Origin of the sequence: Altererythrobacter aquiaggeris (assembly GCF_037154015.1) — a bacterium.
Lineage (GTDB): Bacteria > Pseudomonadota > Alphaproteobacteria > Sphingomonadales > Sphingomonadaceae > Aestuarierythrobacter > Aestuarierythrobacter aquiaggeris.
This window is the reverse complement of sequence record NZ_JBANRL010000001.1, coordinates 2,573,516-2,597,412: the sequence shown is the minus strand read 5'-3', so window position 1 is coordinate 2,597,412 and position 23,897 is coordinate 2,573,516. Positions and strand designations below refer to the sequence as shown.

The window sequence follows — 23,897 nt, the reverse complement described above, 5'->3', positions numbered from 1 at the left end:
GCCCTAGATATCTTGGGGGCCGCTTAGAAGCCTTCTTGCTTCGTCGCAATCCCGCTCCATCCGGGCGACCAAATCATCAAGGTTGTCGAACTTCGCCTCGGGGCGGATAAAGTGCCAAAAGGCCACCTCGATCTCGCGGCCATAAAGGTCGCCTTCAAAGTCGAAGAAATAGGGTTCCAGCAACTCCTTGGGCGGATCGAAAGTCGGCCGGATGCCGACATTGGCCGCGCCTTGCAGCTTCTCGCCCGTATCCATTATCTCTGCGGTGACGGCGTAAATACCGTATCTGGGGCGCTGATAATGCTCCAGCGCGATATTCGCGGTGGGATAGCCGATGGTGCGCCCGACCTTGTCCCCGTGCTGCACGATGCCGCGAATGGTGAAGGGGCGGGTAAGCAGGCGCGCGGCCTCCTGCGGATCGCCGTTTTTCAGCGCCTCGCGGATGCGGCTGGAGGAGATGACTTCCTCGTTTGCATTTACCGGCCCGATCGCCCGCGCCTCGATGCCATGCAGCCTACCGACATCGCGCAACACATCGCGGTTGCCGCCGCGCGCTTTGCCAAAAGTGAAATCCTCGCCTGTGACGACGCCCGCTGCGCCGATTCGCTTCGCCAGAAGTTCGCCGATGAAGTCCTCGGCCGTGGTGCTGGCAAGCTCTTCGCCGAAATGAAACACCAGCATTGCGGCTGCACCGGTTTTACCAAAAAGCTCTTGCCGCTGGTCCAGCGAAGTCAGGCGGAATGGCGGCACATCGGGTGCGAAATGGCGCACCGGATGCGGATCGAATGTAGCGATGATCGCAGGGCGGCCTTCGGCGCGGGCCCATTCCACCGTTTCGCGCACAACCGCCTGATGGCCCAGATGAAACCCGTCAAAATTGCCCAGCGCAACAATTGCCCCGCGTAACGGCTCCGGCACAGGTTGACGGTGATCGAGGCGGATCATCGCGGTTTGAGGCCCTCGGTCAGGACACGCACGGCATTGCCGCCCATCACGGCGCGGATTTCTTCTTCGGTGAAGCCTGCAGTCATCAACGCCTGTGTCACATGGACCAAACCGCTGGTGTCGAAGCGCGCGGTGATCGTGCCGTCATAATCGCTACCCAGCGCGACGTGTTCAATGCCGACCAGATCGCGGATATGTTTCATCGCTTTTACGATTGCCGCGGGCGAAGTGTCGCACACCGCGCCTTCCCAATAACCGACGCCGATTATACCGCCTGTGGCTGCCAGGCCGCGGATTTCCTCATCACTCAGGTTGCGATTGACGTCGCAGGTTGCCTGCACGCCGCCATGGCTGGAGACAACCGGCCGCTTGGCCATAGCCAGCACCTCGGCCACACCCTTGTGGCTGAGATGCGCGATATCCACGATCATGCCTTTGGCTTCCATCCGCTGCACGACATCGCGGCCCATAGCAGTCAGCCCGCCTTTGCTTTCGCCGTGCATCGACCCGCCCAGTTCATTATCGAAAAAATGTGTCAGGCTGGCCATGCGGAACCCGGCGTCATAAAGCCTGTCCAGATTATCCGGATTGCCTTCTAGATTATGAAGCCCTTCGACCGAGAGAATCGCACCGATGCTGCGCGGCCCTTTTACGGCGCGGCGGCCCAGCAGCCCGCCAACATCATTGGCGGTTTCCATTTTGATCAAGCCGTCGCTGTTTTTGCCAATCGCGCGGTCAAGCTTTTGCGAATGGTATAGCGAGCGTTCGAGCAGCGAGTTCCATGTCCGCAGCGGCTGCAATTGGCCGATGACCAGCGGCGTGATGTTATCGCCATCCGCGCTGTTATTATCGTAATTCTGGTCGGTCGGGGTTTTCGTGACGCTGGAAAACACTTGCAGCGCGACATTGCCCTGCCGCAGGCGCGGCAGGTCCATATGGCCATAGTCATTCGCGGCCAGCACATCGCGTTTCCACAGCAGGCTGTCGGAATGCAGATCGACGATGGTCAGCGTCTTATGCAGAGCTTGCGCTTTGGCAGTGATTTCGGGCAGCGGCTTGCCGTCCAGCGCATTCATGTTGCGGTCAATATAAGCCGGAGCAAATCCGAAAAAGCCGATCGCCGCAATCGCTATCAGCACGAGCATTGCGATGAGGAATTTTTTCATGGTCTGCGCTCCAGTGTGACGAAGGCATAGGCTGGCCGGTCATCCCGCGCGGCGAATGCTTCGCGTGCCGTTTCATGCCATTCCGGACCGAAAGCGGGTAAATAGGTGTCACCATCCGCTTCGATCAAAACTTCAGTGAGTTCGATCCGCTCGGCCGAATTCAGAAACAGCGCATAGATCTGCGCGCCGCCGATTATGGCGATCTCGCCGCTGCCCGCCTTTTCCAGGGCTTCGTCGGCGGTGTAGGCAACTTCCGCACCCTCGGCAGACCAGCTGTGATTGGTGGTCAGCACAATATGGCGGCGGCCGGGTAGCAGTCCGGGGAGGCTTTCGAACGTGGTACGGCCCATGATCATCGGCTTGCCGATAGTGAGTGCTTTGAAATGTTTCAGATCGGCAGGCAGGTGCCACGGCAGCTTGCCATCCCGCCCGATTACCCCGTTTTGCGCGCGGGCAACGACCATGAACGGCTTTGCTTTCATTTCATTTCGATCCGCGTGGCATGGCCCATCTTGCGCCCCTCGCGCGCTTCGCGTTTGCCGTAAAGGTGCACATGGGTGAGCGGGTCCGCCAACAACTCCTGCGCCGCATCGGCCTTGTCGCCGATCAGATTGAGCATCCGGGTTTTGGCCCCGACAGTGTCAGTCGCACCCAGCGCCAAGCCGCAGATTGCCCGAATATGGTTGGCGAACTGGCTGGTGGCCGCGCCCTCGATCGTCCAGTGCCCCGAATTGTGTACCCGGGGAGCCATTTCATTGAAGACCGGTCCGGCAGAGGTAGCGAAAAATTCGCACGTCAACACGCCGATATATTCAAGCTTCGCGGCAATGGCTGCGGCGAGTTTTCGTGCGGCGGAGACCTGACTGCCGATCATCGCCGAGGCGGGTAGGCTCGACAGCGCCAATATCCCGCCCTCATGGACGTTTTCGGCACTTTCGTAAAAGCGGATATCGCCGTCCGCTGCGCGAACAAGAATAACCGAAAATTCAGCGGCGAAATTGACAAACCCTTCATAGACCAGTGGCGCATCGGGCAAATCGAGCGTGGTCAGATCAGTATCGGCATCGATCCGCCATTGTCCTTTGCCGTCATATCCGTCTCGGCAGGTTTTGAGGATACCGGGCGTGCCGATCTCTGCAACCGCCGCAACCAGATCACCCGGCTTTGGCACGGGCGCATAGGGGGCCGGATTGCCGCCCAAGGCGGAGACGAATTGCTTTTCCGCAACCCTGTCCTGCGCTGTTTCAAGCGCGCGCGGATGCGGATGAAGTTTGTTGTCCGGAATATGCGCCAGCGGTTCCACCGGGACGTTCTCGAATTCATAAGTCACCACATCGCAAGCGGCGACGAAACGCGCCATCGCCTGATGGTCATACCACCCCGCGCAGGTAAACTCCGCACTGACTTCAGCAGCCACGCTGGTCTGTTCAGGCGCATAGATGTGACAGCGGTAGCCCATTTGCGCGGCGGCAATCGCCAGCATCCGGCCCAGCTGGCCGCCGCCAAGAATGCCGATGGTACTGCCGGGAGGAATCATCAGTCCGCCGGTCGCTGCGCAACAGCATCGCTGCGCGCTTGCCGCCAATCTTGCAGCCGCTGCCGCAGCCCGTCATCATGCAGGGCAATAATCGCTGCGGCGAGCAGTCCTGCATTGGTTGCCCCGGCCTCGCCGATTGCCAGCGTGCCGGTGGGAACGCCGGCAGGCATCTGGACAATGGACAGCAAACTATCGAGGCCGGACAACGCTTTCGACCGGACCGGAACGCCCAGCACCGGGAGGTGCGTCATGGCAGCTATCATGCCGGGCAAATGCGCGGCACCGCCCGCGCCTGCGATAATAACGTCGAAGCCTTCGCCTTCGGCACCTTCGGCAAAAGCCACCATGCGGCCGGGCGTGCGGTGGGCCGAGATAATCCGCGCTTCGTGCTCGACACCCAGTTCGCCCAGCACATCCGCAGTGTGCTTCATCGTCGGCCAGTCGGACTGGCTACCCATCACGATGGCTATTTTGCCCCCAGACATAATTAGCTGTCCTTCAGATAATAACGTTCGCCCGGCACCATATCATCGCCAAAATCATACACAATCGGCTGGCCGGTCGGAATTTCGAGCCCGGTAATTTCTTCGTCGGAGATATTCGACAGATGTTTCACCAGCGCCCTCAGGCTATTGCCGTGGGCCGAGATAATCACCGTCTCTCCGCTGGCCAATACCGGCATGATTTCGGTCTTGAAGTAAGGCAGTACGCGCTCGATTGTCAGTTTCAGGCTTTCGGTCGCGGGAATGTCGATCCCGGCATAACGCGGATCATCGCGCATGTCATAATCATGGCCCGGCTCCATTTCAGGCGGCGGTACATCATAACTGCGGCGCCAGATTTGCACTTGTTCGTCGCCGTGTTTGTTACGCGTTTCCTGCTTGTCGAGACCGGTTAGACCGCCGTAATGGCGTTCGTTCAACCGCCAATCCTTGGTTTCGGGGATCCACAAACGCCCGGCCGATTCGAGCGCCAGATGAAGCGTCTTGATCGCGCGAAGCTGGAGCGAGGTGAAGGCGCGTGTCGGCATGATATCTTTGGCCGCCAGCAATTCGCCGGCCGCTATCGCTTCCTCGATACCCTGTTCGGTCAGATCGACATCCCACCAGCCGGTGAAACGATTTTCCAGATTCCATTGGCTCTGGCCGTGGCGAACTAGGATCAAGGTTGGCAAAGTGTGTCGCTCCCGGGCAATACAGAGCGCCGTCCGTTAGCTTTCGGAAGCGTCTTTGGCTAGATTGTCTTTGCTCTTGTCGCTCTCCATGTCCCGCGCTTGCGATTTCCGGCGGCGCAGATTTTCGCGCAGTTTTGCAGCGAGACGTTCTTCGCGGGTCAATTCTTGTTTGTCATCGGGCATTATCCGCAGCCGATGCAGCACCGCGCATTGCTTGACAAGGAGGGATCATGCAGCCAATAGCGCGCCCCTGTTGCGGACGGCCATTTGTCGGCCCGGCAATTCTGCGAAATTTCGCACCGGACAGGTGTGCCGCGGTAGCTCAGTGGTAGAGCGCACCCTTGGTAAGGGTGAGGTCGAGAGTTCGATTCTCTCTCGTGGCACCATTTCCCTCGAATGTGCCATTAAATGCACTTACGTTGCGCGGTTTTGCAGCTAGGTTGCCGAGTATGGATTTCAATCTGACAGAGCAGCAGCAAGAGCTGCAGGATGCCGCCCGCAAATTTGCCCGGGCCGAATTGCCGGAACTCGCCCGCGAGCTGGAGGCAAAGGATATACCGGTGCCTCACGAGATGCTGCGCCGGTACGGCGAAATGGGCTTTCTAGGCGTGAACCTGCCGGAGAAATACGGCGGTTTGGGTCTTGGCCATCTCGAGGCGCTGCTCGTCTTGGAGGAATTTGCAAAAATCTCCGTGGCGGCGGCGTTTCCGGTGTTCGAAGCACTGACCGGCCCGGTTCGCACTGTCCAGCACTTCGCTTCCGATGAGCTGAAGGCCGAAATCATTCCGCAAGTCATCCGGGGCGAAAAGATCGTGGCGGTTTCCATGTCGGAGCCCAATGCCGGCACGGCGCTGACCGACCTTGCCACCACTGCCAGCTTCGACGGCGATGAAATCGTCATCAGCGGGCAGAAACGCTGGACCTCGGGCGCAGGGCACTCGGATTATTACATCACCTATTGCCGGTTCGACGGCGTCCAGGGCGCAAATGGCATCGGCGCGGTGATGGTCGAGAAAACGCGGCCCGGTGTCAGCTTTGGCAAGCCGGAAGAAATGATGGGCTTTCGCGGCATACCATCGGCGGATATCTTCCTTGACCAAGTGCGGGTGCCGAAAGCCAATCTGATCATGGAAAAAGGCGGTTTTGGACGCCTGATGACTGCGTTCGGGCTGGAGCGGTGCGGTAACGCCACCATGGGGCTGGGGATTGCGGCGGCTGCGCTGGAAGATGTTGTGCAATATACACAGGAGCGCGAGGCTTTCGGCAAACCGATTGCCGATTTTCAGGGCGTGCAGATCAAGCTGGCTGAAATGGCCATGCAGGTGGAGGCCGCGCGCCTGCTGATCCACCGTGCCGCTGTCTCGGCGGGCGATGGCCTGCCGGGTGTTTACGAAAGCTCGGTTGCCAAATGTTATTCCAACGAAATGGTCCGTGAAGTCACCGCAAACGGGATGCAACTGATGGGCGGATACGGCTATTCAAAGGAATACCCGATGGAACAGCGTGTTCGTGACGGTTTTGCATGGGGTATCGCGGGCGGAACGACTGATGTCCAAAAAACCAATATCGCCGCATCTCTGGTGGGCCGCAGGTTTAACCAGCGCGGCTAAAAAGGCTCGGCCCCGCCCGGACGTATAGGTCGGGAGGGGAGTTGCCGCCAGTATCTAATGGTGGCATAGGCGTGTCTATTTTAGCGGCCGCGAAACAGAAATATCATTCCGAAATAAACACTTAGTTCGGCGCATCGTCTCAATCAGCCGGCTCGGCGCGAAGTTCCGCCCATTCAGGATGACGTTTGAATTGTGCAGCTACATAGCTGCATTGCGGGACGATCTTGAAGCCTTCAGCCTTTGCGTCTGCGACCAGCGCCTTGACCAGTTCCAGAGCTATGCCCTGGCCGCCAATCGAGGGTGGAACGATGGTGTGATCGGCAACCCGGGAATTCCCGCGGGTTTTCCATGTCAGCTTGCCCGTTTCGCCCGCTCCGGCAACTCTGGCGGTGTATTTTCCGCTGGTGCCATCGTTTTCGCGTGCAATCGTTACATCGGCCATTTCGGAATTCTCCTTCTTGCGATGAACGGACGGCAGGGCCATGGCGTTCCGATGCAATTTCTTTCGGACAATCAGGCAGCAGTTCATCCCAATGTTTGGGATGCCTTGCGCGCTGCAGATACCCCTGACACGCCTTATGACGGTGACGTTATCTCACGTTCGCTTGATGCGGAATTTGGCGAGGTATTCGGCCGCGAATGCACTGTGCTGTGGGTCGCGACCGGCACAGCGGCGAATTGCCTGGCGCTTGGCACAATGGTGCCGCCGCACGGGGGTGTAATCTGTCACCGCGAGGCGCATATCGAAATGGATGAGGCAGGTGCTCCGGGTTTTTATCTGCATGGGGCAAAATTGATGCTGGCCCAGGGCGAAGGGGCAAAGCTAACGCCTGCAACCATTGCTGCAGTGGCCGATCCGATCCGTGATGATGTGCATCAGGTGCAACCGCACGCAATCTCGATCACGCAGGCCAGCGAATGGGGCCGCGCATACCGCCCCGCCGAAGTTGCCGCTATTGGCGAACTCGCGTGCGCTCGCGGATACAAATTGCATATGGACGGCGCGCGTTTCGGCAATGCGGTGGCGTTTCTGGGGTGTTCGCCAGCTGAGGCAAGCTGCGCTGGCGGCGTTGACGCGCTATCATTCGGCTGCGTGAAAAACGGCGGCATGAGCGCGGAGGCAATCGTGTTTTTCGACCAGGAACTGGCGGCGACGGCATTCTATCGGCGTAAGCGTGCCGGCCATTTACAATCCAAAGGCCGGTTTCTGGCAGCACAATTGATGGCCATGCTCAAAAACGATCTGTGGCTAGAGAATGCGCGCCACGCCAATGCCGCCGCGCAGCAGATTGTCGCTTCGGCCAAAGACCGCCTTATGCATCCGGTAGAGGCGAACGAGATTTTTCTGCGCTGCACGGCCGCAGAACGGTTGGTGCTGAAAAAACAGGGTTTCGGCTTCTACGATTGGGGTGACGGCGCCGCGCGCTTTGTGACCGCGTGGAACAGCGACGAGGCGTCTGTGGGCAAACTTGCCAAAGCCATCGCCAGCTTATGAACCTGGAAGCCGCGGCACCAGCACCGCATAGTTTGCTGCGCCCCCGGATAGTCATCCCGTTCTTTCTGGTTGCTCTGATCTGGGGTTCGACGTGGCTGGTCATCAAAGACCAGATTTCGGACATCGCGCCAAGCTGGTCGATTACATACCGCTTCATCATTGCAACTACAGCGATGTTCATTTTTGCCAGGCTGCGCGGACATTCGCTCGCGCTTGGGAGGCAGGGGCAAATGCTCGCGATAGCCGTCGGGCTTGCGCAGTTCTGCGGGAATTTCAATTTTGTCTATCGGGCGGAGATTTATCTGACATCCGGCATTGTTGCGGTAATGTTCGGCCTTCTGATGGTGCCCAACGCCATCTTTGGTCGGTTGCTGCTGGGCCAGCCAATAACAGCGCGCTTCTTTGCGGGTAGTCTGGTCGCGCTGTGCGGCATTGCGATGTTGCTGGTCCACGAAGCAAGGATCACGCCTGTCGCAGGCGCTATTGGTGCAGGCATCCTGCTCACGATCGGAGGCATTCTGTCCGCATCGATTGCCAATGTGATCCAGGCCGGCGAAACGGGCAAGAAACTGCCGCTCGCCAGTCTGCTGGCGTGGTCGATGCTGTACGGAACGATGGCTGATGCGGCTCTGGCCTGGACAACGGCCGGTGCGCCGACCTTCGACATGCGGTGGGAGTATGGTGCCGGGGTGACCTATCTTGCACTGTTCGGATCGGTCGTAACTTTCCCGCTCTATTACAATCTGGTTCGCGAAATCGGCGCAGGCCGCGCAGCATATAACGGGGTGGTCGTTGTAATCGTCGCCATGGTGCTATCCACCCTGTTCGAAGGTTATGTCTGGACGCCTCTGGCCGCGCTGGGGTCGGTCTTGTCGCTTGCGGGAATGGTTATCGCTTTGAGAGCGCGAAGCCCGGTGGTGAAGTCGGGATAAGCAGGTTTCCAGCCGAGCACACGCTTGGCCTTCCCGTTGGCAACCCGGCGATTTTCCGCATAAAATCCGCGCGCCATGGGTGACAGATTGGCTTCTTCCAGCGTAAGCAACGGCGGCATATCAGTGCCCGTCAGGCGGCAGGCCTCCTCGATCACGGCGTTTTGGCTGGCGGGCAAATCGTCCGACAGATTGTATGCGCCTGCCTCTGCCTCGAGACCGGCAATCACTCCGCTCACGATGTCATCGACATGGACCCGGCTGAAAACCTGCCCCGGCATATCGATGCGGTTTGCCCGGCCTTCGGTGACCCGGTCAAGGGCGCTTCGTCCGGGCCCATAGATTCCCGGCAGGCGGAACACGCGGGACCCCAATTCGAGCCAGTCGAAATCAGCCGCTGCGCGCGCTGTCCGGCGGCCGGTGCCGGTAGGCGAGTTTTCGTCAACCCACGCCCCGTCGGCGTCGCCGTAAACTCCGGTAGAACTGAGATAGCCAAGCCAACCGCATCCGAGCTGACTGCCATATCTTGTCAGCACCGGGTCCGCGCCATCGGACGGTGGAACCGACGACAGAACGTGGCTGGCATTGGCAAGCGCGCAGGTGACAGCAGCCTCATCCGAAAATTCCACATTGCCGGCACTGCCGGTAGCATCGACCGTCCAATCCCTGGCTTTCAGGGCGTCTGCCAATCGCTGCGCGGTGTATCCCAAACCAAAGATGAACATATGAGCCATCGCTGCGTTGTACCCCCTAGACGCTTCACGCAAAGGACCTAAATCACCTGTTATGGATATTTCGACCAACCCCGCCGGCCCTCCCGGCAACCCTGAAATGGCTGATGCCGCCCACACACCGCACCAGCCGCCCGAGATATTCCGCAAAAATTACAAGCCGCCTGCGTGGCTGATCCCCGCAGTTTCGCTCGACTTCTCGCTCGACGAGACCGAAACGCGGGTGGTATCGACGCTTACCGTCAAGCAGAACCCCGACACGGCGGCGGACCCGGTGATGTTGCTGAACGGAGACGGGGTGAAGCCGATTGCTGTGATGGTCGATGGCGCGGCATCCACAAGCTGGGCGATGGATGGGGACAATCTGCTCATCAGTCTGCCTGGAACCAGCCATGAAATAGCAATCGAAACCCATATCAATCCCGCAGAAAACACCCAGCTCATGGGCCTGTTTGCGTCGGGCGGAATGCTGTGCACACAGTGTGAGGCTGAAGGGTTCAGGCGAATTACTTTCTTCCCTGATCGGCCGGATGTGCTGTCAGTTTACACCGTCAAAATGACCGGACCTAAAGAGAAATATCCCGTATTGCTCGCCAATGGCAACAATGTGGCAAGCGGCGAAGGCGAGGCCGGAACGCATTGGGCGGAGTGGCATGATCCGTGGCCCAAGCCGTCGTACCTATTTGCTCTGGTCGCCGGTGATCTGATCGCCAATTCGGACAATTTTACCACCATGAGCGGCCGAAATGTCGAGCTGAACATCTGGGTCCGCGACGGTGACCAGGACCGGACTCAGCATGCGATGGATTCGCTGATCCGTTCGATGAAATGGGACGAGGAAACCTTTGGCCGGGAATATGATCTGGACCTGTTCAATATTGTTGCAGTCAGTGATTTCAACATGGGCGCGATGGAAAACAAAGGGCTGAATATCTTCAACACGAAGTATATTCTGGCGGACCCTGACACCGCGACCGACGGCGATTTTGACGCTGTCGAAGGTGTGGTGGCGCATGAGTACTTTCATAATTGGTCGGGCAACCGGGTGACTTGCCGCGACTGGTTCCAGCTTTCTCTGAAAGAGGGCTTTACCGTTCTTCGCGATCAGCTGTTCAGTCAGGATATGGGTAGCGAGCCGGTAAAACGCATCGAAGATGTGCGAATTTTGCGGTCAGTCCAGTTCCCGGAAGATAGTGGCCCGCTGGCGCATCCGATCCGGCCCGACAGCTTCCGCGAAATCTCGAACTTTTACACTTCGACGATTTATAACAAAGGTGCCGAAGTGATCCGGATGATGCGCACGTTGGCCGGCGCGGACGCTTTTCGCAAAGGATGCGACCTCTATTTCGAAAGGCATGATGGCGAGGCAGCGACTTGTGAGGATTTTGTCACCGCGATCGAAGACGGTGCTGGTCTCGACCTGAAACAATTCAGGCGTTGGTACAGTCAAGCCGGAACGCCGAAGGTGGACGTTTCACTGATTCATTCAGGCGACAAGACGCTATTGGCCCTTAAGCAGGAGGTGCCCGCGACACCAGGCCAACCGGAAAAGGCGCCGATGCCGATTCCGCTCAAGATCGCGCTGTTCGATCGCGAGACGGGTAAGCATACTGGGGAGCAGCTGATCGTCCTCGACCAGCAGCAGAAGGGTTGGAATTTCGAAGGGTTCAAACAGCCGCCGATTGTTTCGGTGAACCGCGGCTTCTCCGCACCCGTCACGATCGTGCGTGACATCCCGCAGGAGGATCTTGTTTTTCTGGCTGCACATGATGACGATCCTTTTGCCCGCTATGAGGCAATGCAGGATCTGGTTGTCGGTTATCTTGTTACGGCTGCCAGCGGCAAACTCCCGGAAGCGGAGCGGAGCTCGGCCAGTGCGTCGATAGGCAAGGCGTTTGGCGCCATTCTTGGCGACAATGCGCTTGATGATGAAATGCGCGGCGAACTGATGATCCTGCCAAGCGAGACATATATCGCCGAACAGTCAACACCTGCCGATCCGGCCGCCATCCACCACGAGCGGGAAGACCTCAAAGCATGGCTCGGTGCGAAATTTGCGGACCGGCTTGCGGCAATGCACGAGCGTGGTTCTTCCATACCTTATAGTTTGGAGCCTGCCTCGCGCGGTGCGCGCAAGTTGAAAACCCAGGCTTTGGTATATTTATCGTCCGCCGATCCGGCGCGCGGGGCGGCGATGGCCAAACAGCAGTTCGACAATTCGGACAATATGACTGACCGCCAAGGTGCCTTGATGGTGCTTTGCGGGTTGGACCAGCCGCAGAGGGATGCAGCACTTGCAGCCTTTCACAAGCGGTATGACGGAAACGCGCTGGCTATCGACAAGTGGTTTGCCCTGCAGGCATCTTCTTTGCACCCTGATGCATTGTCACATGTAAAAGCGCTGGCAGAGCATCCGGACTTCACAATGAAGAACCCCAACCGTGTCCGCTCGCTGTATATGGCATTCGCGGGCAATCCGCAGGCCTATCACGGGTCCGATGGGGCTGGATATGAGCTGATTGCCGATGTCATTCTGTCGCTTGATCCGATCAATCCGCAGACTGCGGCGCGGTTTGTGCCGGCGCTGGGTAAATGGCGAAAATTCGAGCCCGGCCGCTCGGCGATCATGAAGACGCAGCTTGAACGCATCGCCGCGTCCGACAGGCTATCGCGGGATACGTTCGAGCAGGTCACGCGAAGTCTTGGCTGAACCGGAGATCATCCGCTCGCCCGTGCTGGCGGGGACCGCGCATGGCTTTTTCGGCCGGGCGGGCGGTGTGTCAAAAGGCGAAGTTGCTGGGCTCAACGCCGGGCTGGGTGCGGGCGATGACCCCGATGCAGTTACGCGCAATCGCAAAATCGTGTCGGACTGCGTTATGCCGGGCGCCGATCTGGTTATGCCGTATCAGGTCCATTCGGCCGATGTGGCGGTCGTTGGCGGAGCTTTCGATTTAACCTCACGGCCGCGCGTCGATGCTCTGGTGACAAACAGGCCGGGAATTTTGCTGGGTATTGTAACAGCCGATTGTGCACCGGTGCTTTTGTATGACCAGTCGGCCGGGATAATCGGTGCTGCTCATGCCGGCTGGAAAGGCGCGCACGCCGGGATTGTGGAAAATACTGCCGAGGCAATGATTTCGTCAGGTGCTCAGAGGAATCGTATTTGTGCCGCTATCGGCCCCTGCATCGCGCAAGCCAGCTATGAGGTCGATGACGCATTTCGCGCGCAGTTCACAAATGAGGAAGGGCAGTTTTTTGGAGCGGGAAAGCACGGCCATCAGCAGTTCGATCTCGAGGGTTACGTAGCGTCGCGCCTGCGATTGGCTGGCATCGACAATATTCATGCATTGGGCGCCGATACCTATGCCGACCCGGAACGCTTTTATTCCTATCGCCGTGCGACCCATCGCGGAGCGCCGACTTATGGCCGGCAAATCTCGGTAATCGGCTTGGGGCGTTAGTTGCAGCGAACGCAACCCTGATTGCTTAATCACCCGAAAAACACGGTTGGCAGCCCGCTCATTTGTGACTAGTAGCCCGACCAAACCGGCAATAGTTATTTACGAACGCGTAACTGGCTGCTTGTCGCGAGCGGGGCAATTTCCTGACCGCGTTTCCGGACGTAAATTCCAACCGGTCTGCCATATTGGCGGCCCGATCGAAGGCAAGGCTGATGGCAGAAACGACCACCCCTGCGGGTACCGAACCAGTCGCCGATCACGGTGAGGGCGACGGTGTGCGTCGGCGCGATTTCATTAACATTGCAGCGATGTCGGCGGCCGGGGTTGGCGGTGTGGCAACATTGTTTCCGTTGATCAGCCAGATGGCGCCGTCGGCAGATGTGCTGGCCGAGAGCAGCACCGAAATCGATGTCAGTTCGATTCAGGCCGGCCAGGCAATCAAGGCCGTATTTCGCAAACAACCTCTTTTCATTCGGCGGTTGACGGCGCGCGAAGTTGAAGAAGCGAATGCTGTCAATGTCTCGTCGCTGCGCGAGCCTGAGTCCTTGGCAGACCGCACGAAAGAGGGGCATGGCGACATGCTGATTACGATGGGTGTGTGCACTCATCTGGGCTGTGTGCCGCTGGGTGCCGCCGAGGGCGAAATCAAGGGTGAGTTTGGCGGTTATTTCTGCCCTTGCCACGGCTCGCATTACGATACGGCCGGCCGTATCCGTAAAGGTCCGGCACCGACAAATCTTGAAGTGCCGGAATATGAATTCACCTCCGACACCGTCGTGAAGGTCGGCTGAGGAAAGAGACGATATTATGAGCTTCCCCTGGGCCAAGCAATATACGCCGACTAGCGGCGTCATGCGTTTCTTCGACGAGAAGCTGCCGCTTCCGCGCCTCGTCCATAATGCGGTTGGTGCCGGTTATCCGGTTCCGCGCAATCTTAATTACATGTGGAATTTCGGCGTTCTTGCCGGTTTCTGTCTGGTGCTCCAGATTATTACCGGCATCATCCTTGCGATGCATTATGCCGCAAATGCCGAAGTTGCATTTGCTACCACCGAACACATCATGCGTGATGTAAACTGGGGCTGGCTGATGCGTTACGCGCACGCCAATGGCGCCAGTTTCTTCTTTCTGGTGATCTACCTGCATATTTTCAGGGGCTTTTTCTACAGCTCTTACAAGGCGCCGCGCGAGATGATCTGGCTGCTGGGCGTTGTGATCTTTCTGCTGCTGATGGCGACCGCATTCATGGGCTACGTGCTTCCGTGGGGCCAGATGAGCTTCTGGGGGGCGAAGGTGATCACCGGGCTGTTCGGAGCCATTCCGATTGTCGGCGAACCTCTGCAGGTATGGTTGCTGGGCGGATACGCGCCGGATAACGCTGCGCTGAACCGCTTCTTCAGCTTGCACTTCCTACTGCCATTCGTGACTGCGGGCGTCATCATTCTACATATCTGGGCGCTGCACATTCCCGGTTCTTCGAACCCGACCGGGGTCGAAATCAAAACCGAAAGCGATACGGTGCCGTTCCATCCCTATTATACGGCGAAAGACGGCTTCGGACTGGGCGTATTCCTGATCCTTTATTTTTCGATGGTGTTCTTCCTGCCGAACTATCTCGGCCATCCCGATAACTACATCGAAGCGAACCCGCTTTCGACACCTGCGCACATTGTGCCGGAATGGTATTTCTGGCCGTTCTACGCCATTTTGCGCGCTTTTACTGCGGATTTCTTTTTCATTCCGGCAAAGCTGATGGGCGTCCTTGCGATGTTCAGCGCGATCCTGATCTGGTTCATCCTGCCATGGTTGGACAAATCACCGGTGCGTTCGGGCCACTACCGTCCGCTGTTCAAGATATTTTTCTGGATCCTGATGGTCGATATGGCCGCGTTGTTCTACCTCGGCGGGGCTCCGGCAGAAGAACCATTCGTCATGTTCAGCCAGTTGGCTACGGCGTATTACTTCCTCCACTTCCTTGTGATCATACCGATCGTGTCGATGGTCGAGCGGCCTGATCCGCTGCCGTATTCCATTACCGAAGCGGTACTGAATTCGGACAAGAAAGCAGTGCTTGGCGAAAACGCCACGCCTGCGACCTGAGCGCGTTGAAAGAGAGCTACTGATATGATCCGCCTAATCGGAATCTTCACTGGTTTGTTTTTCGCCGTTGCGGCGCTGTGGGCTTTTGCAACCGGCGCATATACCGCCGCGACCGAAGGGCTCGGCGAAGAAACGGCAGAGCACGCGTTTCACAAATATCCCAAGGACCTGCATCTCGCCAGTGATGGTGTGTTCGGAAAATGGGACTTGAACCAGTTGCAGCGCGGCTATCAGGTTTACAAGGAAGTTTGCTCGGCCTGCCACTCCATGAAATTCGTGGCGTTCCGCAATTTGTCGGAGCTTGGCTATAATGAAGATGAAGTGAAGGCTGAAGCCGCCAATTGGCAAGTTCCGGGAATCGATCCAAATACTGGCGAGGCAACCACGCGTCCCGGTCTGCCGACCGATTATTTTCCGTCGCCATATCCAAACAATGTCGCTGCTGCTGCGGCGAACAACAACGCGATCCCGCCTGATCTTTCGCTGATTACCAAGGCGCGTCATGACGGTTCGGCCTATGTGTATTCATTACTGACAGGCTATCAGGGCCAACCCGCAAAACTGCTCGCGGAATTCCCCGATTCCAAAACTGGTCCCGGGCTGCATTACAATCCCTATTTCGCGAACCTCAATTTGGCGATGGCGCCACCGATAACGACGGCGGGCCAGGTTTCTTATGCTGACGGAACGGACGCGACGGTTGACCAGATGTCGAAAGATGTTTCTGCCTTCCTGACCTGGACTGCCGAGCCAACGCTGGTGAAACGCAAGCAAACCGGGTTCTGGTTCCTCGGCTTTCTGCTGTTTGCCACTGTCTTGGCCTATTTTGCCAAGAAGCAGGTCTGGTCGTCGGTAAAGCCCGCCAAGCGCGAGGACTGACGAGATCGGTTTTTCGCCAGCGGGAAGGATGCCGGTCGGCCGGCTGCGTCAATTGGTGCGCACGGTACCCGATTTCCCGGAGCCGGGGATACAGTTCAGAGATATTACGACGTTAATTTCTGATGGTGAAGGCCTGGCATCATGCGTGGCGCATCTTGCGGAGCGGGCGGGGCAGTCAGGCGTCGATCTGATTGCCGGAATGGAGGCTCGCGGGTTTATCTTCGGGGCTGCAGTTGCGGCCCATATGGGTAAGGGCTTTATCCCGGTCCGCAAACCCGGCAAACTTCCGGTTCAGACCATCGGCGTGGATTACGCCCTCGAATACGGCGCCGACCGGCTGGAAATCGACCCCGCGGCCGTGCCGTCAGGCGCAAAAGTCGTGATCATCGATGACTTGATCGCGACCGGAGGGACTGCGCTGGCTGCGGCGGCTTTGTTAAGGCAGGCCGGGGCCAATCTTGATGTGGCATTATTTGTAATCGATCTCCCAGATCTAGGCGGTGCGGACAAGCTACGCGGCGCCGGTCTTGCAGTAGATTCGCTGATGAGTTTCGCCGGGAATTAATTTGATTGCTTGTCAGCAAGTTGCGAAACCGCCACTAATCAGGTCTCGCGGCTGACGGTTTCGACTGGCGGCCACTAACGGCACATTGGCAGTGAGATATAGCAATTGCCAATCGGGAGCAGCATGGAAGAACAAGCACTTGTAATTGCATTCGTGGGCCTGCTGGGGATCGGCGCACAGTGGGTGGCTTGGCGTACGGGCTGGCCCGCCATCGTCCTGATGCTTGCGGCAGGGTTCCTTGCCGGTCCTGTTTTCGGTCTGATTGATCCCGATCTCGCTTTTGGCGACTTGCTTGAGCCTATGGTGGCGATCGGCGTTGCATTGATATTGTTCGAAGGCGGGCTGAGCCTTGATCTTCGTGAATTACGCCATGCCGGTTCCGCAGTCCTGAGGCTTGCTACGATTGGCGTGCTTTTGGGGTGGGCGTTCGGCACGGCTGCGCTTGTCTATATTGCAAAGGTACAATTTGAGGTTGCCGTCCTGTTCGGCGGAATTCTGGTAGTTACAGGCCCGACGGTCGTCATACCGCTGCTGCGCCAGTCCTCCGTTCAAACAAGGCCGGCCGCGATCCTCAAGTGGGAGGCAATCGTCAATGACCCTACCGGCGCGCTATGTGCTGTCATTGCATATGAGTATTTTCGTAAATTAGCGGAAAATCCGGGCGCATCGGTATTCGAAGTAGTCCCGCCGATGATATTTGCCGCCATTATCGCGGGCCTGATCGGCTATGCAGCCGCCAAGTTTATTGCCTGGTCGTTCCCGCGCGGTGCAGTGCCCGAATATCTCAAAGTCCCTGTGTTGTTGACCATGGTTATCGGCGTCTTCGTAGTGTCGAACCTGATCGAGCACGAGGCCGGACTGGTCGCGGTGACCGTGATGGGCGTCGCGCTGGCCAATATGAATGTCTCCAGTCTGCGCAGTATTCATCCCTTCAAACAGAACATCGCCGTCCTGCTGGTTTCCGGGATATTTATCCTGCTATCAGCGTCGCTCAAAGTCGAAGAACTTGTCTATCTGAACTGGCGTTTCGGCCTCTTTCTGCTCGCGCTACTTTTCATCGTCCGTCCGGCGACAATTCTCATCAGCCTGCTGGGTACGTCAATCCCGTGGAATGAACGTCTGTTCCTGTCCTGGATCGCGCCGCGCGGTATCGTTCTGGTTGCGATTTCAGGCCTTTTCGCATTGCGTCTGTCGGAACTTGGTTATGCCGATGGCAATGCGCTTATTGCGCTGAGTTTTGCTGTGGTCGTGGCGACGATCATCGCCCACGGCTTCACCGTCAATCTGGTTGCGAAATGGCTGGGCGTGAAAGGCAATACCCGTCCAGGCCTCCTGATAGTCGGAAGCACACCTTGGGCCATCGCTCTGGCTGAACAAATGCATGCGTTGAAGACGCCGGTCATGGTGGTCGATGCCAGCTGGCAGCGGCTTGCCCAGGCCAGGGCCAAGGGAATTCCCTATTATCACGGCGAAATCCTGAACGAGGCAACCGAACACAATCTCGATCTGGCGCCATTCCAGGTGCTGGTCGCAGCCACCGATAATGAAGCGTACAACGCTTTGGTGTGCAATGAATTTGCCCATGAAATCGGCCGCGATGCCGTCTATCAACTGGGCGAAGCGGGTGATGACAATGACAAACACGCGCTGCCGCTTTCGCTTCGCGGCCGTGCACTGTTCGAATCCGGTTTTGGTGTGAGTGATGTGAATGACCGGCAAGCCGAGGGTTGGGTTTTTCGCAAAACGACCTTGTCAGACGAATTCGATTTTGAAGACGCTCAGGAGAAACTGCCACATTCGGCCAATATGCTGCTTATCTTGAGGGCCACCGGGACCATGCGGTTCTTTACGCATGCCGTTCGCCCGGAACCACGCGCCGGTGACACCATCATATCGTTCTCGCCGCCCAGGACCAAAACTCCGGAAGAGGCCGCTGAAAAGCGTGCAGGCAAACGCAGCGAAATGGGTGAACAGCCGGCATGAAAACAGGAAAATCCATGACCCGAACTATCGTAATTGCAGCAATTCTCGGCCTGTCGTTGAGCGCCTGCGATCGCGCTCCACGTGAAACCGAACCTGAAACAGACGAGACCGGCGCGGTCCTTGACGAGCCCGAAGCCCAGGCAACTGCGTCCATTTTTTCCCCTGAAGCGGAAATTAAAGGCATCCCTGAAATTCTGGAACCGCTGAATACAACGGTGACCTTTCCCGCTGGCGGCGACGTTCTCGATTCCGCCGCGATTGAAGCGTTGGGGAAGGTCATGGCTTCCGAGCAAATCGCCAAGGGCAAGGCGGTAGTGCTGGGCGGACATAGTGATGCCGGCGGCACGGATGCGGCAAACCTGCGCGCGGCCCAAGCCCGCGCAGATGCCGTTCGTGACTGGTTGATCGCTCGCGGGGTGGCTGACGACCGCATCCGCGTAATTTCTTTCGGCGAGCAGAACCCGGTCCAGCCCAACGCCCTGCCCGATGGCAGTCCCAACGAAAAGGGACGCGCGCTCAATCGCAGGGTCGACATTACGGTAGCGATTGATGACAACGCGCCAAAGGTGGCACCGTCCCGCCCGGCGCCTGGCGGCTGAATTTTACATCTCGGAAACAAGCCGGAGTGTTCGCCGGGCCAGTTCGGGGCGGCAGATGAGCAAGTCGGGTAGGTAGGTATCTTTCCGGTTATAGCTTAGCGGCGATCCGTCGATCCGTGAGCAATGCAGCCCGTACGCCCTTGCAACTGCCACGGGCGCGCAACTGTCCCATTCGTGCTGGCCGCCGGAATGGAGATATATCTCCGCTTCACCGCGGACAATGGCCATCGCTTTCGCCCCGGCGGAGCCCATGGCGATAATTTCGCCGCCAAGCGTCTCTGCAACTGACATGGCTTCTGGCGCGGGGCGTGTGCGGCTGACCACGATGCGCGGCAGGGCCGCCGCCGGCGGTAAGTTTTGCGGCCGGTCGCTTCGCAATATCACGCCGCCGTTCAAGCCTGGCAGAGCGACTGCTCCGACCTCGGCAACACCGTTTACCGCTAGCCCCACATGGACGGCCCAATCATCTCTGCCTTCGCCATATTCGCGTGTCCCATCCACCGGATCTACGATCCAGACACGCGAACTTCCTAATCTGCCGAGAGTGTCCTTGCTTTCTTCGCAGAGGATTCCGTCTTGCGGCCGCTGCGCGCGCAGTGCATTCACCAGATAACGATCTGCCACTTCGTCGCCGGCTACGCCAAGCGCTTTGCCCGAGAAAACGCCGCTGTCACGGACCTTCAGCAAAATATTTCCGGCGGTCAGCGCCAGATGGGCTGCGAGTTCAGCGTCGTTCATTTGGGCTCTTTCCATGCCGGACACTGCGCCTAGCGCCAGCCGTTCGCAATCATCTCGCCAATAATATACCGCGCAGCTTCGGCAGGGCTCATTTGCGCCGTGTCTATGATAAGGTCGGCATTTTGCGGCACTTCATAGGGGCTGTCGATACCGGTGAAGTTCTTGAGCGCACCACTTCGGGCCTTTTTATATAGCCCTTTTACATCGCGTTTCTCGGCTACTTCCAACGGAGTGTTGATAAAGATTTCCATGAACTCGCCGTCTGGCAGCATTCTGCGAACCATTTCACGTTCAGCACGGAACGGACTGATAAAAGCGGTAAGTACGATCAGACCCGCGTCAGTCATCAGCTTTGCGACTTCGCCCACCCGGCGGATATTTTCTATCCGGTCGGCTTCAGTAAAGCCGAGATCCCTGTTCAGACCGTGGCGGACATTGTCACCATCGAGCAAAAATGTGTGCCGGTTCATCAACGCCAGTTGTTTCTCGACCTCGTTTGCAATGGTCGACTTGCCGGACCCGGAAAGACCCGTAAACCAAAGCAAGCGTGGCAGCTGATTCTTGCGTCCAGCGTGATCCTCCCGGGTGACGGTGGTTGGCTGCCAATGGACGTTTTGTGAGCGGCGCAGGCTGAAATTGAGCATACCACCAGCGACGGTCGCATTGGTGATTTTGTCGATCAGAATAAATCCGCCCAAGGTTCTACTGTCGCGATAGGGTTCGAAGGTGATCGGCTTGTCAGTATGCACTTCTGCAACGCCGATCGCGTTCAGGCCCAGGGTCTTTGCAGCGAGATGTTCCATCGTGTTGACGTTAATTTCGTATTTCGGTTCCTGCACCGTCGCGCCAACAGTCTGTGTGGCCAGTTTCAGCCAATAGCCGCGGCCCGGCTTCATTGCTTCCTCGTTCATCCAGACCAGTGTTGCTTCGAACTGGTCGGCAGATTCAGGCGGGACATCAGATGATGAAATTACATCGCCCCGGCTGCAATCCACTTCATCTTCGAGCGTCAGCGTTACTGACTGACCTGCAATTGCTTCATCGAGGTCGCCACCGAATGTGACGATCGATTTGATTTTGCTGGTCTTCCCCGATGGTAAGACGCGCACTTCGTCGCCGGCTTTTATCCGGCCGTCGGATATCAGGCCCGCAAATCCGCGAAAATCGAGATTGGGTCGGCTGACCCACTGTACCGGCATCCGAAAAAGGCGCTTTCGTGCTTCCTGATTGGCAAGTTCGACTGTTTCGAGATGTTCGATCAGGCTTACCCCGCGGTACCATTTCATATTAGGCGAAGGCGCGCTGGCAATATTATCGCCCAGAAATCCGGATATGGGGATCGCCGTGAAGTCTTCTATCCCGATCTGGTCCGCAAATTTGCGGTATTCGGCCACAATCTCGTCATAAATCTTCTGGTCATAGCCAACCAGATCCATTTTGTTCACAGCAAGCACCAGATGTTTGATACCAAGCAAGTGGGCAAGAAATGAGTGCCGGCGCGTCTGCACGAGCACGCCCTTGCGCGCATCAATCAGGATTACCGCAGCGTCTGCAGTCGATGCGCCCGTTACCATGTTTCTGGTGTATTGTTCGTGGCCCGGTGTATCTGCGACGATAAACTTGCGCTTACCAGTGGCGAAAAACCGGTACGCGACGTCAATTGTGATTCCCTGTTCGCGTTCCGCTGCCAGACCATCGACGAGCAGCGCAAAGTCAATTTGCTGACCCTGGGTGCCGATCCGTTTACTGTCTGCTTCCAGAGCGGCCAGCTGGTCGTCAAAAACCATTTTGGAATCGTAAAGCAGGCGCCCGATCAGCGTACTCTTTCCATCATCCACGCTGCCGCAAGTAATAAACCGCAGAAGCTGCTTGTTCTGATGTTGCTCCAGATATGCTTCAATATCGTCGGCAACAAGCGCTTCGGTTTGGTAGCTAGTGGCGGCCCTGGTCATCAAAAATAACCCTCGGCCTTCTTTTTCTCCATACCTGCACCGCCGTCATCCTGATCGATGACCCGGCCTTGCCGTTCGCTGGTGGTTGTAAGCAGCATTTCCTGCACGACTTCTGCCAGCGTTGCAGCATCGCTTTCGATAGCGCCTGTCAGCGGGAAGCAGCCAAGCGTGCGAAATCTTATCGACCGCTCGGAAATCTCAGGGCGCTCCCCCAGCACTTTTTCAAGCCGCTCGACATCGTCGGCCATAAATAGCCGGCCCTCGTGCATATAGGTCGGGCGTATTTGCGAAAGATACAGCGGTACGATCTCGATTTGCTCCAGCATGATGTATTGCCAGATATCCAGTTCGGTCCAATTGGAAAGCGGGAAGATGCGAATACTTTCCCCCTTTGATTTCCGTGCGTTGTAAAGGTTCCACAGCTCAGGCCGCTGGTTTTTGGGATCCCATACGTGGCTGGCGCTGCGGAAGGAAAACACCCGCTCCTTGGCCCGGCTTTTTTCCTCGTCGCGCCGCGCACCGCCGAATGCCGCATCAAACCTGTAGTGTTCCAATGCCTGTTTCAGCCCTTCCGTCTTCCACATATCAGTGTGCAATGCACCATGGTCGAACGGGTTGATACCGCGCTTTGTTGCTTCGGGATTTTGCCAGATGAGCAATTCCATCCCGGCGTCCTGCGCAGCCTTTTGGCGCAATTCGTACATTGCCTGAAATTTCCACGTTGTATCGACATGGAGCAAGGGAAAAGGCGGCGGGGACGGGTGAAATGCCTTGCGGGCGAGATGGAGCATGACAGCACTGTCCTTGCCCACCGAATACATCATCACCGGATTGACAGCGTCTGCTATCACTTCGCGCATGATATGGATGCTTTCGGCCTCAAGCCGTTCGAGATGTGTAAGACCGCTTGCCATGTCGATTGCACGCTAGTGCGTTGGGGCCCAGCCGCAAACAAAGATTGCCTTTGTCGCAGAAAACCGCAAAAATATCGCCATAAATTTGCACCTGATGCGATGTCTGGTTGACGGATGGCCTGCTGCGGTGGCAAGCGGCGCGTCAGCCGAGAGAGCGGGTATAGCATAGTGGTAATGCTCTAGCCTTCCAAGCTAGATAGAGGGGTTCGATTCCCCTTACCCGCTCCAATTAGCCCGCTCCGCCAACCGCCATGTTGTCTATCAGCCGCGTTCCGCCGATCCGGGCCGCCACCAGCAATCGGGCGGGTTGTTTGCCTAACTTTTCAAGTTTTTCCAGTGTAGCCGCATCCGCCAGCTCCGCGTAATCTACCGAGTTGAAGCCTGCACCCAGCAGCGCATCTTCCAATCCGCCCAAGGCACATGCGGTGCTTTGACCATCCTCGATCCGGGCAATCGCCTCGCGCATTTCGCGGGGCAGAGTGGCTGCCGCGGCACGGTCGTCTTTGGAAAGGTAACGGTTGCGGCTGCTCATCGCGAGCCCGTCGCTCTCCCGCACAGTCGGTATGCCCACGATCCTGGTTACGCTAGGCAGACGCAGATCAAGATCGGCCGCCATTCGGCGGATGACAGCGAGCTGTTGCCAATCCTTTTCTCCGAAAATAGCGATATCAGGCTGCACCTGGTTGAACAGCTTGCAGACAACCAGAGCCACACCGTCAAAATGCCCGGGCCGTGACGCGCCGCAAAATTCTGCGCTTACCCCGGCAACCACAATATTTGTCGCGAAACCGTCCGGATACATTTCGCGGGTATCGGGCGCCCACAAAAGCGCAGTTCCTTCACCGTCAAGCGCGGCGGAATCTTCGGCCAGTTGCCTTGGATAAGCCTCGAGATCCTCACCTTTTCCAAACTGGGCAGGGTTTACGAATACGGATGCGACGACATAGTCCGCGCGCTTTTTGGCTTCGCGGATGAGTGTAAGGTGCCCTTCATGCAATGCCCCCATAGTCGGCACCAGCGCTATGGTTGCGCCGTCAGCTCGCAGTTCGCCGACTGCTTTTCTCAACAAATCCAGCTTGGTGATGGTTTGCACGGCTGTGTGCCCTCCGGTAGGTGTAA

24 protein-coding genes and 2 tRNA genes are annotated in these 23,897 nt (G+C 57.6%); 13 read left to right on the top strand and 13 right to left on the bottom strand.

The window, feature by feature from the left end; all coding sequences use genetic code 11:
* Positions 1-3 precede the first annotated feature (3 nt).
* The 7 genes from WFP06_RS12860 to WFP06_RS12830 are packed head-to-tail and all read right to left on the bottom strand — an operon-like array spanning position 4 to position 5,005.
* Positions 4-945 carry a bifunctional riboflavin kinase/FAD synthetase gene (locus tag WFP06_RS12860; RefSeq protein WP_336987557.1) on the bottom strand — a complete coding sequence of 314 codons (942 nt, stop codon included), beginning with the start codon at positions 943-945 and terminating at the stop codon, positions 4-6.
* Complete coding sequence (locus WFP06_RS12855; protein ID WP_336987556.1) at positions 942-2,111, bottom strand: dipeptidase; 1,170 nt, start codon at positions 2,109-2,111, stop codon at positions 942-944. Before WFP06_RS12855 ends, WFP06_RS12860 begins: the two co-directional genes overlap by 4 nt.
* On the bottom strand, positions 2,108-2,593 hold the full coding sequence (locus WFP06_RS12850) for a dihydrofolate reductase (RefSeq protein WP_336987555.1): 486 nt from the start codon (positions 2,591-2,593) through the stop codon (positions 2,108-2,110). Before WFP06_RS12850 ends, WFP06_RS12855 begins: the two co-directional genes overlap by 4 nt.
* Positions 2,590-3,648: a 5-(carboxyamino)imidazole ribonucleotide synthase gene (locus WFP06_RS12845; RefSeq protein WP_336987554.1), complete on the bottom strand. Its 1,059-nt coding sequence runs from the start codon at positions 3,646-3,648 to the stop codon at positions 2,590-2,592. The genes WFP06_RS12850 and WFP06_RS12845 overlap by 4 nt, the downstream gene beginning before the upstream one ends.
* On the bottom strand, positions 3,648-4,133 hold the full coding sequence (gene purE, locus WFP06_RS12840; protein WP_336987553.1) for a 5-(carboxyamino)imidazole ribonucleotide mutase: 486 nt from the start codon (positions 4,131-4,133) through the stop codon (positions 3,648-3,650). Before purE ends, WFP06_RS12845 begins: the two co-directional genes overlap by 1 nt.
* 2 nt (positions 4,134-4,135) lie before the next feature.
* On the bottom strand, positions 4,136-4,822 hold the full coding sequence (gpmA, locus tag WFP06_RS12835) for a 2,3-diphosphoglycerate-dependent phosphoglycerate mutase (protein WP_336987552.1): 687 nt from the start codon (positions 4,820-4,822) through the stop codon (positions 4,136-4,138).
* Between the two features lie 36 nt (positions 4,823-4,858).
* On the bottom strand, positions 4,859-5,005 hold the full coding sequence (locus WFP06_RS12830; RefSeq protein WP_336987551.1) for a hypothetical protein: 147 nt from the start codon (positions 5,003-5,005) through the stop codon (positions 4,859-4,861).
* Between the two features lie 128 nt (positions 5,006-5,133).
* On the opposite strand from WFP06_RS12830, the gene WFP06_RS12825 reads away from it, so the two are divergent.
* Both WFP06_RS12825 and WFP06_RS12820 read left to right on the top strand, forming a co-directional pair.
* Positions 5,134-5,208: transfer RNA gene (locus WFP06_RS12825), tRNA-Thr, on the top strand.
* A gap of 63 nt (positions 5,209-5,271) precedes the next feature.
* Positions 5,272-6,432 carry an acyl-CoA dehydrogenase family protein gene (locus WFP06_RS12820; protein ID WP_336987550.1) on the top strand — a complete coding sequence of 387 codons (1,161 nt, stop codon included), beginning with the start codon at positions 5,272-5,274 and terminating at the stop codon, positions 6,430-6,432.
* A 139-nt stretch (positions 6,433-6,571) separates the two neighbouring features.
* Here WFP06_RS12820 and WFP06_RS12815 read toward each other — a convergent pair whose 3' ends face one another.
* Positions 6,572-6,874, bottom strand: a complete 303-nt coding sequence (locus WFP06_RS12815) for a GNAT family N-acetyltransferase (RefSeq protein WP_336987549.1) — start codon at positions 6,872-6,874, stop codon at positions 6,572-6,574.
* 51 nt (positions 6,875-6,925) lie between these two features.
* Between WFP06_RS12815 and WFP06_RS12810 the strand changes: the two genes are divergently transcribed.
* Positions 6,926-7,927 carry a threonine aldolase family protein gene (locus WFP06_RS12810; RefSeq protein ID WP_336987548.1) on the top strand — a complete coding sequence of 334 codons (1,002 nt, stop codon included), beginning with the start codon at positions 6,926-6,928 and terminating at the stop codon, positions 7,925-7,927.
* Complete coding sequence (locus WFP06_RS12805; protein WP_336987547.1) at positions 7,924-8,859, top strand: DMT family transporter; 936 nt, start codon at positions 7,924-7,926, stop codon at positions 8,857-8,859. The genes WFP06_RS12810 and WFP06_RS12805 overlap by 4 nt, the downstream gene beginning before the upstream one ends.
* Here the strand turns inward: WFP06_RS12805 and WFP06_RS12800 are convergent.
* Positions 8,760-9,590: a Rossmann-fold NAD(P)-binding domain-containing protein gene (locus WFP06_RS12800; RefSeq protein ID WP_336987546.1), complete on the bottom strand. Its 831-nt coding sequence runs from the start codon at positions 9,588-9,590 to the stop codon at positions 8,760-8,762. The two genes, WFP06_RS12805 and WFP06_RS12800, sit on opposite strands and share 100 nt — an antisense overlap.
* A gap of 52 nt (positions 9,591-9,642) precedes the next feature.
* Here WFP06_RS12800 and pepN point away from each other — a divergent pair, with 52 nt between their 5' ends.
* The 8 genes from pepN to WFP06_RS12760 all read left to right on the top strand — a co-directional run bounded on the left by pepN (position 9,643) and on the right by WFP06_RS12760 (position 19,174).
* Positions 9,643-12,297 (top strand): aminopeptidase N, encoded by a 2,655-nt coding sequence (gene pepN / locus WFP06_RS12795; RefSeq protein WP_336987545.1) that lies wholly within the window; start codon positions 9,643-9,645, stop codon positions 12,295-12,297.
* Positions 12,290-13,048, top strand: a complete 759-nt coding sequence (gene pgeF, locus WFP06_RS12790) for a peptidoglycan editing factor PgeF (protein WP_336987544.1) — start codon at positions 12,290-12,292, stop codon at positions 13,046-13,048. The genes pepN and pgeF overlap by 8 nt, the downstream gene beginning before the upstream one ends.
* 212 nt (positions 13,049-13,260) lie before the next feature.
* The gene (petA, locus tag WFP06_RS12785; RefSeq protein WP_336987543.1) at positions 13,261-13,839 is read left to right on the top strand and encodes a ubiquinol-cytochrome c reductase iron-sulfur subunit; all 579 of its coding nucleotides are present in this window, start codon (positions 13,261-13,263) and stop codon (positions 13,837-13,839) included.
* A gap of 16 nt (positions 13,840-13,855) precedes the next feature.
* Positions 13,856-15,148: a cytochrome b gene (locus WFP06_RS12780; RefSeq protein ID WP_336987542.1), complete on the top strand. Its 1,293-nt coding sequence runs from the start codon at positions 13,856-13,858 to the stop codon at positions 15,146-15,148.
* A gap of 24 nt (positions 15,149-15,172) precedes the next feature.
* Positions 15,173-16,027, top strand: coding sequence for a cytochrome c1 (locus tag WFP06_RS12775; RefSeq protein ID WP_336987541.1), 855 nt, complete (start codon positions 15,173-15,175; stop codon positions 16,025-16,027).
* A 28-nt stretch (positions 16,028-16,055) separates the two neighbouring features.
* Complete coding sequence (locus WFP06_RS12770) at positions 16,056-16,592, top strand: adenine phosphoribosyltransferase (protein WP_336987540.1); 537 nt, start codon at positions 16,056-16,058, stop codon at positions 16,590-16,592.
* A gap of 123 nt (positions 16,593-16,715) precedes the next feature.
* A complete protein-coding gene (locus WFP06_RS12765) occupies positions 16,716-18,575 on the top strand; it encodes a cation:proton antiporter (protein WP_336987539.1) in 1,860 nt (619 codons plus the stop codon).
* Positions 18,576-18,589: 14 nt separating this feature from the next.
* Entirely contained in the window at positions 18,590-19,174 is a 585-nt protein-coding gene (locus WFP06_RS12760; protein WP_336987538.1) for an OmpA family protein, read from the top strand.
* Positions 19,175-19,177: 3 nt separating this feature from the next.
* Here WFP06_RS12760 and WFP06_RS12755 read toward each other — a convergent pair whose 3' ends face one another.
* From WFP06_RS12755 to cysD, 3 genes are read right to left on the bottom strand one after another with little or no spacing between them, the layout of a single operon-like run.
* Positions 19,178-19,912, bottom strand: coding sequence for a 3'(2'),5'-bisphosphate nucleotidase CysQ (locus tag WFP06_RS12755; protein WP_336987537.1), 735 nt, complete (start codon positions 19,910-19,912; stop codon positions 19,178-19,180).
* Positions 19,913-19,941: 29 nt separating this feature from the next.
* Positions 19,942-21,864, bottom strand: a complete 1,923-nt coding sequence (gene cysN, locus WFP06_RS12750; protein WP_336987536.1) for a sulfate adenylyltransferase subunit CysN — start codon at positions 21,862-21,864, stop codon at positions 19,942-19,944.
* Complete coding sequence (cysD, locus tag WFP06_RS12745; protein ID WP_336987535.1) at positions 21,864-22,778, bottom strand: sulfate adenylyltransferase subunit CysD; 915 nt, start codon at positions 22,776-22,778, stop codon at positions 21,864-21,866. Before cysD ends, cysN begins: the two co-directional genes overlap by 1 nt.
* Before the next feature lie 154 nt (positions 22,779-22,932).
* Here cysD and WFP06_RS12740 point away from each other — a divergent pair.
* A tRNA-Gly gene (locus tag WFP06_RS12740) sits at positions 22,933-23,006 on the top strand.
* Between the two features lies 1 nt (position 23,007).
* Here WFP06_RS12740 and panC read toward each other — a convergent pair.
* A complete protein-coding gene (panC, locus tag WFP06_RS12735) occupies positions 23,008-23,871 on the bottom strand; it encodes a pantoate--beta-alanine ligase (RefSeq protein WP_336987534.1) in 864 nt (287 codons plus the stop codon).
* Between the last annotated feature and the right edge of the window lie 26 nt (positions 23,872-23,897).